We start from the raw sequence: 13528 nt of genomic DNA, 5'->3' as shown, positions 1-13528 counted from the left end.
CGTGATTTCAATTGCCTCCGCAAACGGATTGGAAGCCACGAAGTTGGCCTACGAACGGATGCAACATGGTGTGGACCCGTTGGATGCCGTGGTCGCAGGGGTTTCGTTGGTCGAAGATGACCCGAACGACACCAGTGTGGGTTATGGCGGGATTCCGAATGAAGGGGGCGAAGTTGAACTCGATGCCGCCGTGATGCACGGCCCAACTCAGCGAGCCGGAGCGGTCGCAGCGATGAAGAACATTCGCTACGCCAGCGCGGTTGCGAAGTTGGTCATGGAGCACAGCGATCATGTGTTGATTGCCGGCGACGGTGCTTTGCAGTTTGCGAAAGCATTTGGTTTCGAGGAAGAAAACCTTCTCACCGAACGAGCCCGTAAGATTTGGCTGTACTGGAAACAGACACTTTCACCACGAGGAGATTGGCTGCCACCGGCGATCGAAGATGTTGACCCGGAAGTGGCCAAATTCTTTCGCCTGGAACAACGTCGCACACCGGAGGAACAAGCCCTCGCCGCCACCGAACAACCTTGGTCCCGACCAACCGGAACTATTCATTGCTCCGCGATGAACTCCGATGGCGATATTTCTTGCACCACGAGCACAAGCGGATTGGCGTTTAAACTTCCCGGACGTGTCGGAGACAGCCCCATTCCGGGTGCCGGTTTGTTCTGTGATAACGCGGTCGGTTCTTGCGGCAGCACCGGTCGTGGTGAAGCCAATCTGATCCACGCCTCAAGTGCTACCGCAGTCGAATTGATGCGAGCAGGCCAATCTCCCAAAGAAGCTGGATTGGAACTCCTGCAACGCATCTCCGATCGAACCGAATCCCGACTCCGTGACAAATCCGGGCGGCCGAATTTCGGGCTTAAACTCTATCTGCTCGCGAAGAACGGCGACCATGGGGGAGTGTCGCTTTGGGGGCCAGCAACGTACGCGGTCACGGATGCCAACGGCACGCGATTGGAACCCTGCGTCTCACTCTATGATCGAGACCAGAAATCCTAAGTCGTGGTGCGATTGGCATTCCGTGGTTGAGCAGATTTCTATTTCGAGTTCCGAAGCGACTTCAAATATCGCTGTGTCGGGAATTTGGCCTGCGTGTACTCACCGCCGCGTTCGTCGCGAAGTTCGTCACATCGCTTCCGCATTTGTTCGAGAATTTCCTTCGACTTGGGATCGCCGACCAGATTGATTCGCTGTTCGGGATCGGTTTTCAAGTCGTGCAAGAATTCTCCCTCGGGCAAGTGTTGGAAGTACCGGGCGTAGACATAACGGTCTCCGCGGACGCCCTCCCACTTGGGAATTTCCGCCCGATCCATCAAGTGTTCGCAGAAGAAGTCGGTTCGCCAATCCGATGGTGATTGGCCTTGAACAATCGGCTTGAGACTACGGCCTTGGTATCGGTCTGGAATCTTGCCGATTGCGTAATCGAGAATCGTAGCCGGTACATCGACGTTCAAAGCCATCTGATCGGCAACACGAGCCTGTGGTTTTTGACGGAAGTCAGCAACGACCAGCGGCACACGGAGCGACTCTTCATAATGACTCCACTTGCCTGCAAACCCACGTGAGCCCTTGTAGTAACCATTGTCTCCCATGAACACGACGACGGTGTTCTCCATCCGTCCCAATTCGTCAAGTGCCGCCAACACACGACCAATGTTGCGATCTAAACCTGTAATCATCCGGTAATAGGCTTTGACGTTCTTCTGATACTTCTCGGGCGTGTCCCATCGCCAGTAAAACCGATCACGATTCATCGAAGTCTGAAGGAATTTCGGCAACTGTTTATGAAAATCCATTTCGATGAGTGGTGGCGGAATCGTGACATCTTCATACAGGCCGTCTTCAGTGGGCGGCCACGGGTAATGATCTTTCTTGTCACTATCCTCCGCGTGCGAGGCATTGAAACTGACCGACAAGCAAAACGATTGATCCGCATCGCATGACCGAAGGAACTCGATTGCTTTGTCTCCGGTGAGGTCCGTCAGATGGCGGGTACTTCCGTCGGCTTGTTTCTTGAAATACGGATTGCGATTCAACGAGACAAACGAATCAAACATTTGCTTAGGCGCACTGCGGGGAACTCCCACACCAAATTTGCCCACAAAACCCGTGCGATAACCGGATTGCTTCAATCGAGCCGGATAACTGTCGGCGATCAATTCCTCGGCGATCGGTGGCGTTCCGAATGTGTATTTGTGACTGCGTTCCCACAACCCTGTGAACAACGTCGCGCGACTCGCAGCGCAGATACTCGTCGTGACAAACGCATTCCGGAACCGCGTGCCGCGACCGGCAAGTGCGTCGATGTTCGGAGTCTTCAAAATCGGATGCCCGGCACACGAGAGAAAGTCCGCCCGTTGGTCATCGGAGAGAAAGAAGATCACATTCGGACGCTCAGCCGCTGCAATCGGAATCCGATCCATGCTGAGAGAACACAGAAGTACCAGCAAACCAAGTCGACTTATCATAGGAACGCTCATTGAGAAAACAGAAAGTCCAATTCCTTCCAACCGTCAGCGGAAACCACACCGCCACCGAAATTCGCCAAGCACATGGGAACGCTCATCGAGACGGCGTCACCGAGAATAACATCTGAGTGGAGCCGTCACCAACCGATGAGAGTTACCTGACGCAAACGTCAATTTGGTTGACGTGGTGAAACGGGAAGACGTGCTGCGATATACGGATTCGTCTGTTCCGCATAAACATGGGCAAGTTGTGTCGAGTTCACGGATCATTCTGGCGATAACTATTATTAGGGATGACCGGGTTGTAGGAATTCGGTTGTCAATAGGCTGCTCCACTGCGGAGGATGAATTGATGAAAGCCAATAAACGGCTGTTCGCGTGGATCGTTGGCATCTGGGCGTTGAGCTCTTCTGCTGCCAGTCAGGCACAGGATTTCGCATTGCTCTGGGACCGAACTCCAGCGGCGGAAGACATTTACGTTGAGCTGGACGCCTTGTTTCTCGCACGAGACGAGACCAACGGTACAACCATTGCAGCTCTGAACAGTCGCGGACAGGTCGGACGACCGGACGTGCTGGTGTCCGAGGAAGTGCATTTCGATCTTGAAAGCGGCTTTCGCATCGCTGCGGGTGCTGCCCTGTCTGAGCGGCAATCACTCGAAGCAGTCTATTTCGGCATCAATGACTGGACGGGCGACCGAGCCAGTGTGACGCGGCCGATCAATTCGGGATTGCGGATCACGGCGGCGTCGTTAGCCATCCAGAACTTCGCGACACGCGTGTCGGCCAGTGGCGAATCGGAATTACACAATGGAGAATTGAATCTCCGACATCGTCTGCGGGATTGCTCCTGTACGTTGCAAACCACGTTAATCACCGGTTTCCGCTTCATTCACTTCGGTGATCAGTTCGACGTGTTTGCTCTCGCTCCGCAACCGGGGCCGGCAATCGCCACGGAGCAGAACACCGTCGAGACCGACAACTACAACATCGGCCTCCAACTCGGTGGTGTGCTGGACTGGCATGTGAAGAACTTCACGCTGTCCGCAACTGTCAAAGGCTTGATGTACGCGAACGCTTACGACTCCGTCGCAACGAACACTCTCAACGATCCGAATGGGTTTTTCCGTCCGGGCCAAACGAGTCGGGTCACACAGAACGACGACGGCGATGTGGAATTCGGCGTCGGAGCCGACTTGGGAATTCAAGGTTCCTATTGGTTGACCGAACAACTTTCCGTGCGAGCAGGTTATCACCTGATTGTTCTGGGAAGTCAGGCGATGGGTTCCCAACAACTGCCTGGCACCGCAGTCGCTCCCGCATTAGGAGCAAACACCCCGAACCGGCTGAGTGAAACAACCGATGCGTTGTTCCATGGTCCTTCATTCGGCGTGGTCTACGCTTGGTAATTTGCCGCTAAAGTACAAGCGTACCGACAACCAGAAAACGCAATGCGATGCATCCGTCAACCTAGGGTTGGCATTGTGATGTCATCGCATTCTTTGCATGATGCCGCCTGATTCCTTACGACACACCTTGTGAAACCGTTTGATTCAGGATCGCGCCCCATGAACGACGACGAGAGCATTCCCAGACCATCCGAGCTGCCCAGTCCAGCTTCGCCGGCCTGGAAGACGGACATCTTAGCGTCCGTCGTGGTTTTTCTAGTCGCATTGCCATTGTGCATGGGCATCGCAATTGCCTCGGGTGTCCCGGTCGCTGCGGGTTTGGTCACGGGAATCGTGGGTGGCATCGTCGTTGGGATGCTCGCCGGAGCACCGTTGCAGGTCAGCGGTCCCGCGGCGGGATTGACGGTCATTGTTTACGACCTTGTTCAAAAGCACGGTCTGGAAACGCTGGGAATCGTCGTTCTGCTCGCCGGTGGATTGCAACTGTTGGCCGGTGTTTTGCGACTTGGACAATGGTTTCGAGCGGTCGCGCCCGCTGTGATCAAAGGCATGTTGGCCGGAATTGGCGTCTTGATCTTCGCCAGTCAATTCCACGTGATGGTCGATGATTCTCCCAAAGGCAGCGGACTGCAGAATCTCATGGCAATTCCACAAGCGATTGCAAAAGGATTGCCGTGGCCGACTCTGCATCCGCGTGAAGAACGAGTCTTCCGGACGCAACACTTGAAAGAACTGGGGATCTTGCATGCTGAGCAGGTGGACCTTCATGAAGCCGTCGGTGAAGTCGTTCCGGAGTTGGCGTTCACACAGATCGAAAACGGGAACATCGATCCCGCTCAGTTGAAGATCACGGAAGCTGGATTCAAAGAGTTGATCCCTAGACAGCAGGCGATCAATGAGAAACTCGATCGGCTTTCACAGGAACTTGATGAGTGGGAAGTCACGCACGGCACAGACCAAAAAGCCACCCGCGTTCACAAAGCCGTCGTCGCGGCACAAGAAGCCAATGATGCCGCCTTAGCAGACTTGCAGAAGAATCGGGTCCTCAATGTGCGAGGTTCGCAGCAAGCCGCCGACGATACGATTTTACAACTTGAGCAAAGCGTGACGAATCACGATTGGGCCGCGAAAATTGGCGTTCTGACGATCTTGATTATCATCGTGTGGAACATGATCGCGAGCAAAAGCGCCCGTCTCAAACTTGTGCCGGGTCCGTTGCTGGCCATCAGTATTGTCACAGCAGTGGCGGCTTGGCTGCAATTGCCAGTACTTTACGTCGAAATTCCCGATCAACTGTTGGAATCCCTGCATATCCCGTCTGGGACGGTTTTTCAGAACACGGACATCTCAGCGATCTTCACCGCTGCCATGGTCATCGCATTGGTCGCCAGTGCCGAAACCCTCTTGTGTGCAGTCGCGGTCGATCAAATGGTGGTCGGGGTGCGAACTGATTACAACAAGGAATTGCGGGCACAAGGTGTGGGCAACATGGTCTGCGGGTTGTTCGGTGCACTGCCGATGACCGGCGTAATCGTACGATCTGCAGCCAACGTACAGGCGGGGGGACGCACAAGGTGGTCCGCTGTGCTGCACGGTGTTTGGTTGCTTGTCTTCATCGTCGGATTGGCATTTGTTCTTCGCTTGATCCCGACTGCGGCGTTGGCGGGGATGCTGGTTCACATCGGCTATAAACTCGTGAACCCAGGAGGCATCAAGAAACTCGCTGAGTACGGAAAAGGCGAAGTCCTGATTTATTTTGCGACGCTCGTGACAATCGTCTGCTTCGATCTCCTCAGCGGTGTGATCGTGGGAATTGTGATCTCAGCCATCAAGTTGCTTTTGAATTTCTCGCGATTGGAAACTGATCTCAATCTTGAGTCTGAAACCTACGCCGTCCTCACGTTGAGTGGCGCCGCCACTTTTTTACGGTTACCGACATTCGCGCGAGAGTTGGAACGAGTGCCCAATGGGGCAGAACTTCACGTGCAATTTGAACGGCTGACTTTCATTGATCATGCATGTCTCGAGTTAATGCAAAACTGGGCGAAACAACACGAGACCACCGGTGGATCCATTCAGATCGACTGGGACCAACTCTACGCCCGCTACACACGTCAGTCCGAGTCCTCAGTCCAGACGGTGCAGCATTGATCGGCGATTCCAATCAACATGCGGCCGATGAATTCCGTTTGCAGTCGAACAGGAGACAACGCAAATGAGCAAAATGATTCATTTGCGAATCGGTCCAGTGATCGAACGCGCCGAGAGCCTGGTGGATCGGGTGCAACAGGAACTCCCGACGCACGCCGGATTGAGTGGTGTTGCCATCGGAGTTCGAGACGCCGCTCGGGAAGCCGAACACGTGGCTCGGCAAATTCGGAAACCGTGGGGGTTGCACCGTCTCCCCGTCATTTTCTTGGCGCTCACACTTCTGTTTTTCAGCTTGTGGCTGTATTTCCGGTTCTTTCACGTCTCGACACTGAAAATCGCGTTGCCGGTTCGTGATGCCGTGGCGTTGCACGATCGTGTCGCAGGTGGCGGACGCGTCAAGTTTAGTCAAGTCGATGTGCTCGGTTCGCGGGAAAGCGTTGCGAAGCTCGAATCCGGTGAAGCCGATGTTGCATTTGTGCAAGGCGGCATTTCGATCCCTCGCGATCTGCCTCGCTTGAGTATCCCCAATACGGAAACCCTGTTGTTCTTCCTACGGGACGGGATTGAGAGCACGCAAGATGTCCGGAAGATTCTGACATCCTTTCCCGACCAAGGCAGCCATACGGTGGCTCGTGATATCGTTGCGTTGTGGGGAACATCCGATCGTGTGGAGTACAACCATCAATGGCGTGAGATGACTCGCAATCCCGAGTTCAATATACCGAACGACATCGACGCAGCGTTGGTTGTCAAGGATCTCACAAGCGACGAAACGCTTGCGGGCATCCGACGCATCCGTCAAGCGGGGTTTCGATTGGCTTCGACGGAACTTGGGGCTCGGTTCGCTCGATTAAACTACATCACGCCGCGTGAGATTCCCGCCGGTTACCTGTTGGCTAGCCCTTCGACACCCACCGAACCTGTTGAGTGCTTTACAGTCTCCGCATTCTTGGTGGCCCGAGCGGATCTCACACCGCGTCTCTTTGCGGAAGCCGCGAAACTGCTCGATACCAACCCGAATACGCTTACTGATTTTGGTTTCGAGCCGACCGTTCGGGAGTCGATTGGGATGTTTGAAGGGATCGAAGCATTTCTCAGCATTCTGGTTTACATCGGACTTGCATTCCTGGCGCTCATGGGGTTGGAGGTCACAACGTATCGCCGCCGGTTCAATGAACTCAACACGCTCATTAGTTTGATCAGTATGCATCAGAGCAACAAAGACGTTCTCGGCGTGCAAGATGCAGAACGACGTCGCGAATTCCTGTTGTATCTCGGATTGTGCAGCGACTTACTCGGCCTCATTAGTGTGATCACCGGCTACTATTCGCAAGAAAACCCCTCACTGCTTTACAACAAATTGCTTGAAATCATTCATCATCGCAGCAGTGGTTTGAAGCTCAATATCCAATTGAAGATTCTGCACGCGGGGCTCTCGACGGAATCGCTTGGTGGTCAATAAGCGGGCGATTGATTGGGACGATCGAGCAAGCCACTCATTTCCGATACACATTCGAGCGCCCGCTCGATCGTCGTTTGCAGCCGTGTCGGATCGTTGCCGTACCCCAACCGCCGCGAAAGAAAAATAAATTCTTCGCTGTCTGTCGATGGAACGGTGAGGTCCTTGGCATTCCCACGAACAACCCGAAGCGCATCGATCAAACGTCTCAAAAAGATATAGGCGTCTCGGAGTTCTTCGTAGTCAATCGATGATAAGTAGCCAAGCTCATGCAGCGACTCCATCGCTTGGAGAGTGTTTGGTGTATGTAGCGATGGATTGTTCTTGCTGTACGTCATTTGAAGACCTTGCACGAGGTATTCGCAGTCGACCAATCCCCCATGACTCAGTTTGGCATGCACGGTGTCGGCTTTGACAAGTTGCATGACCTGACGCTCCCGCATGGCTCGCATGGCGGCACGATCGAATGCACTGCCGGTATAGATGATCGAGTCTCGCAAGGCCACGAGTTCCGCTCCGAAATCCGCATCTCCGGCGATCGGTCGGAAGCGAACCAACGACTGACGTTCATAAGGCCAAGCATCGCCATCCGGTCCGAAGTACGTCTCGAACATCTCTCGGGGAACCGCCAACCGACCGGCTCGACCATACGGACGCAACCGCAAATCAATCTGAAAACTTCCTTCCTGCCGCGCCGTGATGGCCTTCCGAAACGCTCCAGCCAACTCGACGTAGTAGTCCGAAACCGAGATGGAATTGTCTGTCCGATCGGTCCGACCTTCGCCTTCGTAGAGAAACATCAATTCGATGTCCGACGCATAACCGAGTTCACGTCCGCCAAACTTCCCCAAAGCCGCAATACACAACCCGCACTCCTCTCCGTTCGGCAATCGCGGCGTTCCGTATTTTTCGCGAAGTTCGCTGTCGCAAATCCGGTATGCGTTCTGCACAACGAGTTCCGCCAGGACAGAAAGTTCTTCGGAGAATTCGCCAAACTCCGAGATGTGCCCGAGGATGTGTCGCATGTCGATGCGAAACATTTCCCGGTCTTTGAAGTCGTTGAGGACTTTGCGTTTGACGCGTCGATCAGTGACGTTTTGCAGTAACTCGTCGAGTTCGCTTCGCAACTCTTCCGGACGTTTCCGTCGAGCAAGTGATTCGACATCGCGAATGATCGGGAACAGGTTCTCGTGTTGAACCCGCAGAAAATCTTCCCACAGGAAATCGCTGGCTCCCATTACCTTTGCGAACGCATTGAGAACTTTCGGTTGGTGCAGCGAGCCCAGTTCCTCCAGCCAATTGTCTCGCTGACGGGCTTCGTCGAGAAAAGCGCGAAAGTGAACCAGAGCGGCTTCCGGGTTCGGCGATCGGGGCAACAGATGCGTGAAGTGTTTGATCAACACCACTGTTGTTCGCAGTTCCTGAATTCGTACGGGGTCGGTGACTTTCAAGCCGTTGGTATCGGTCACATAAAGCGTGTCGAACACTTGGTGCCCGACCGAACTCACGATGACCCGCGACATGTCGATTCCCGCGGTGGTCAATGCATTGGAAAGTTCATAGAGAAACCCCGGCGTGTCCTCACCTCGAATGTGAAGTACGGTGTGTTGATCGGAACTGTCTGCGTCGATTTCGATCTGAACGGGAAGTAACGCGCTGGCGGGTTCGGATGACGTTTTGAATACGCTCGCGACACGTTTCGCCAGACGCCCTTGCGCTTTGCTGCTTCCGCCTTCGCGAACCTCCAGCATCATCTCCGCTAACTCATTCCGATAACGTGTCCACAGATCGAGCGGCGTTTTTTCGGGCGGACGGACGCGGAAGACATTCACGAACTTTCGGTGCAACGTTTCTCCGGAGTGCCCCGCTTCCCAACCACGTTCGCCGTCGAGCATTTGCCGATCGGGCATTTGCTCCTCAGTGAAGACGTGCCCACTTTCGATATCGAATCCATAAACGAACATCAGTCCGCAGATCAGCGACAAATCACCGGGTAAGTCGTACCCAATGATTGTGACCAACCAGCGTGACGGGGTTTCCTCGTTGGAATCGACTTCGACAACATTGTCGCTCGAAAGCCGTCGCATCAGGACGGCATGTCGGACAATGGCAAGCTCGCTGAAGGTGTTGGTATAAGACCGATCCATATGTGCGAGATGATCCGGCAGGCGTTCGGAGTCGGCTACGGTTTCCGAAGTTGTTTCGTCGATTTGGTCAATGTATTTCTCGAAGATGCGGCGAATGGAGGCGCATTGCCGTTCGTAGTGATGCAAGAACTCCTGACTGTTCGGGTAATCCAATCGACGTGCCAACCACGCTCGTCCGCGTTCGTCGCTGGGAAGTGTATGGGTTTGCTTGTAATGCAGTAGTTGCAAGGCGTGTTCGACCGTCCGCAAAAATGTGTAGCCGGTGGAGAGTAGTCGATATTCATTCGCTTGGATCAACCCCGCGTCCGCAAGTCGGGCGATGCCATCGAGTGTGTTGAAACTCAGCACCTGCGGGTATTTGGCCCCGTGAGCCAGTTGCAAAAACTGTGTGGTGAATTCGACATCGCGGATCGATCCCGTGCCGCTTTTGACTTCCCCCCACTCGCGTCCCTGTTTCTTTAGACCGTCTTCGATGCGGACTTTCATCTCACGAATCTGTGAGCGGACGGAGTCGATGGATGTTGCGAGGATCAACGATCGTGTTTGCTTGACGAACTTCGCCCCCAATTGCAAGTTCCCCGCAACCGGTCGCGCTTTGAGGAGGGCTTGTTTCTCCCACTGTCGCCCGTCACGTTTGAGATACTGCCAATGAGACTCAATCGTGTTGACCAATGCGCCCGAACGTCCCCACGGACGCAATCGCATATCGACCCGGTACAGGAACCCTTCCCCCGTCGTCTCCGAAAGGGCCTGGATGAGTTTCTGCCCGAGTTGCCAATATTTGGTGGCATCATCGCTGGATAGAAACACCAAATCGATATCGGAACTGTAATTGAGTTCCTCACCGCCAAGCTTTCCAAACGCAATCACGACAAATTCATCGAGCGCAATCCCGGCTTGATCGGCGAACAATGACAGACAACATTGCACGATGGCATCAGCAAGCAGCGAGAGTTGAATCGTCGCAGACTTCAAATCGAACAAACCGAACGAGTCGCACGCTCCGATCCGAAGCAATTCCCAATGTTGAAACCGCCGCAACCCATCGAGTTTTTCTTTGACCGTTGGTAGCGACGCGATCTGCGAGTTCGCTTCTTCGAGGAACTGATCACGACTTTTCATGTCGGCCAATCGCCGATGCTGCGTGAGTTGCTGCAAGTATTCGGGATTTCGCAGCAAAATTTCGGTCAGGAATTGACTGCCCACGAACAGCTTCACCAGGATTTCGACCGCTCGCGGATTCGAGGCCAAGCACTCGAGAATGTCGGGCTGATCGGCCACACTTCGCACGAAGCGTTCGAAGTTGACCAACGATCCGTCCGGCATGACGGCATCCGACAACGCAATCAACAATGCCGGCAACGACGCTGCCAAGGCGTCTCGACTGGTGGGGCTGGTCGGCAAACCTTGAATTCGTTTTAGCGCCTGTTCCGCATCCGCAAAACTGACATTGCTAAGCAATTCTAAGGCTTCCGCATCGTCGAGCGAACCCGGCGTCAATAACAAATGAGCTTTCGTAAACATCCTGTGACCGTTTCCAAGATGGTTGGAGCACTTCGGTGTTTCGTCAATTCGGATTGTCCGACTCGTGGCCGCGATTCCACAAGTCCGAGGGACACAAAAAAAGCGTGTCGATGAAAAGTCTTCGACACGCTTGGAAAATCCACGTTAATTGACTCACTCTGACTGCGATTCCTCTGCGACGACAGGTTCGGCTTCGTCGGATGATTCCTCACCCGGCGCATCTTCCCCGTCGGAGTGTTCGCCTTGGGGTTCTTCGGTGTTTTCAGCGGATTCCCCGTCCTCGGATGTCTCTTCCGTGGGAGGGGGCGGTTCTTCTTTCTTGCGTCTCAAGCGGTCGGCCATTGGCAAGTCATCAAGCGAACGCAGACCGAAGACTTCGAGGAACTGCCGAGTTGTATCGTACAGATACGGACGACCGAGCGTGTCTTCTTCGCCACAAATGCGAACCAAACCCCGTTCCATGAGCTGCTTGATCATCTCCGCCGACTGCACACCGCGAACGGCCTCGACATCGGCCCGTGTGACGGGTTGACGGTAGGCAATGATAGTGAGCGTTTCCATCGCGGGCGGTGAGAGTTTCAGTTCCGATTGTCGCTCGTGTACACGTCGCAGCCAATTGCTGTAAGCCGGTCGCGTGAGAAGTTGGAACCCGCTCGCGACACGTTCGATTCGAAACGACGAACCCGATGTGTCGTAGAGTTCATTGAGTTCGTCTAGCAACCGTTTCGCTTCAGCGGCGTCGGCTAGGGTGGCGACTTGCGTGAGTCGTCGCACGGACAATGCACCGTCGGCAACGAACAACGCCGCTTCGAGTCGACCAAGTTTCTCCGACCGGACTCCGTCACCAGCCCCCGGTTCCGGACGTTGCTTCGTCGGTGACTTGGTTGCTGTTCCCAGCCAATGCGTGCAAGCGTCATCAACGCGATGACGTTGCGACCAGTCACCAGAGCGGTGCCAAGGGGCTGCGTGTGTCGGGTAATCGAACATATCAGGCTATCGATATTGTAGGCTAAGCAAACAGTGCGTAACCTAGCATTTGGATCGGGCGAGGAGTTCGTCGAGGCTGAAAATTGCCTCAGCCGATGGGTCACTGATTTTTCGCGTGCCATTCCTCGACTTGAGCGAGCACACCCCACGCGGCTTCCAGCGGTTGACGCCCGGAGGCTTCAAAGTTCCGGGTGACACGGGGATTGTTCGGCGACGTCCAAACGCAACGCAGGTGAAACAGTCGATCGTTCTGGTCGGGAACAATCTTGTATTTGATGTTCAACTCGCGAAGCCGTTTGTCGGCCGCCATCCAGGTCTTGGGTTTCGAAGCTGAAACCGGATTCGACGGCGTTCGTGACCTGCTTGGAGCTTCGGATTCCCAACCATCGTTGGAGGAGAACTCCGGTTCGCGAGGGCGTGATCGTTGGGGATCGGGCACATTCACCCGACGATCCGGCGTTCCCGGTGGTCCAAAGAGTGTGCGATCGGTCGACGGGCTTTCATCGTTCACGGCCAACTCCCCCATGGAATTCGAGGACGATGGTGGACCGAAGACGGAATCATCGACAGACGGTGATCCCGAGTTTCCATCCGAAGCAGTGTTGGCAGACTCGGCGAGATCGGCGTTCCATTCAAATGGATTGGCGGATCGAGGCGACGCCGGATTGCGACTCGGGCTCTCGTTCGACAGCGGACGAGAATCGGCTAAGTCCTTTGGGAATCCCGATGACGGCTGCTCAGATGCCTCTTGATGTCGGGTAATTGATTCCGACGGCGTGGAGGCTCCGAACGCGGGTGAATCTTCGAAGGGGTTCTCCCAACGGTTTTGCTTCGGTTGATGTGCCGGTGTATTGACCATCAGCGACGTGGGCTCGGAATCGGCATCCGCACGTTCACTCGACGGAGGCGAATTGTCCGCAGGCGGTTCGAAGGAGGGCAAGCTAAGTGGATGCGCCATCGCTACGGGACTCCCATTGGACGGGTTGTCGTTGGACGAGGCCGGAGGCAGCGTGTTCCCCGCCGGTTGAGCGTTGTCGAGTGGGGCGAATAAGTCTTCCGGGGTACGGCGGGCGGTTGCGGAATGACCGGCGCCGGGTTCGGGAAGCTCTGGCGCGAAATCCAGTGTTTCGAGATCAACCGCACCGGCAGCGATGTCCTGCGTCGGCATCGAAACACCAAACGCGGCCAAAAACGGAACCGCCAGAAGTGGCACAAACATGAGCAGGGTTGCCGTCAACCCATTGGCGACTGAATTCATAAGCGGGGACCTCCTTGTCGGACCGCGATGGTATGCGATTGGGATGTCACTCACCTGACATCGACTACTGATTTTCGAAACGGGTCGACCTGTCCCCCCAGTGAATCGTCCCGATGATG

Annotated in this window: 7 protein-coding genes and 1 pseudogene; 4 read left to right on the top strand and 4 right to left on the bottom strand. The window is 54.8% G+C overall.

What is annotated here, in order from left to right; all coding sequences use genetic code 11:
- The first annotated feature begins 1 nt into the window (after nucleotide 1).
- The gene (locus G6R38_RS08150) at nucleotides 2-1006 is read left to right on the top strand and encodes a N(4)-(beta-N-acetylglucosaminyl)-L-asparaginase (RefSeq protein ID WP_166822648.1); all 1005 of its coding nucleotides are present in this window, start codon (nucleotides 2-4) and stop codon (nucleotides 1004-1006) included.
- Between the two features lie 38 nt (nucleotides 1007-1044).
- On the opposite strand, the gene G6R38_RS08145 is transcribed toward G6R38_RS08150, so the two are convergent.
- Nucleotides 1045-2475 carry a sulfatase family protein gene (locus G6R38_RS08145; protein WP_166822645.1) on the bottom strand — a complete coding sequence of 477 codons (1431 nt, stop codon included), beginning with the start codon at nucleotides 2473-2475 and terminating at the stop codon, nucleotides 1045-1047.
- Nucleotides 2476-2827: 352 nt separating this feature from the next.
- Here G6R38_RS08145 and G6R38_RS08140 point away from each other — a divergent pair, with 352 nt between their 5' ends.
- The 3 genes and pseudogenes from G6R38_RS08140 (at nucleotide 2828) to G6R38_RS08130 (ending at nucleotide 7496) form a co-directional block, all read left to right on the top strand.
- The gene (locus tag G6R38_RS08140) at nucleotides 2828-3883 is read left to right on the top strand and encodes a BBP7 family outer membrane beta-barrel protein (protein WP_166822642.1); all 1056 of its coding nucleotides are present in this window, start codon (nucleotides 2828-2830) and stop codon (nucleotides 3881-3883) included.
- Between the two features lie 159 nt (nucleotides 3884-4042).
- A pseudogene (locus tag G6R38_RS08135) lies at nucleotides 4043-5635 on the top strand (SulP family inorganic anion transporter); the annotation flags it as partial.
- Nucleotides 5636-6098: 463 nt separating this feature from the next.
- Nucleotides 6099-7496, top strand: coding sequence for a TAXI family TRAP transporter solute-binding subunit (locus G6R38_RS08130; protein WP_166822636.1), 1398 nt, complete (start codon nucleotides 6099-6101; stop codon nucleotides 7494-7496).
- Here G6R38_RS08130 and G6R38_RS08125 read toward each other — a convergent pair.
- From G6R38_RS08125 to G6R38_RS08115, 3 genes are all read right to left on the bottom strand, one after another.
- A complete protein-coding gene (locus G6R38_RS08125) occupies nucleotides 7490-11164 on the bottom strand; it encodes a [protein-PII] uridylyltransferase family protein (RefSeq protein ID WP_166822633.1) in 3675 nt (1224 codons plus the stop codon). The genes G6R38_RS08130 and G6R38_RS08125 overlap by 7 nt on opposite strands.
- A gap of 153 nt (nucleotides 11165-11317) precedes the next feature.
- Nucleotides 11318-12151, bottom strand: a complete 834-nt coding sequence (gene scpB / locus G6R38_RS08120; RefSeq protein ID WP_166822630.1) for an SMC-Scp complex subunit ScpB — start codon at nucleotides 12149-12151, stop codon at nucleotides 11318-11320.
- 100 nt (nucleotides 12152-12251) lie between these two features.
- Nucleotides 12252-13409, bottom strand: a complete 1158-nt coding sequence (locus tag G6R38_RS08115) for a hypothetical protein (RefSeq protein WP_166822627.1) — start codon at nucleotides 13407-13409, stop codon at nucleotides 12252-12254.
- Between the last annotated feature and the right edge of the window lie 119 nt (nucleotides 13410-13528).

Origin of the sequence: Thalassoroseus pseudoceratinae (assembly GCF_011634775.1) — a bacterium.
Lineage (GTDB): Bacteria > Planctomycetota > Planctomycetia > Planctomycetales > Planctomycetaceae > Thalassoroseus > Thalassoroseus pseudoceratinae.
This window is presented reverse-complemented; position numbering and strand designations above follow the sequence as displayed.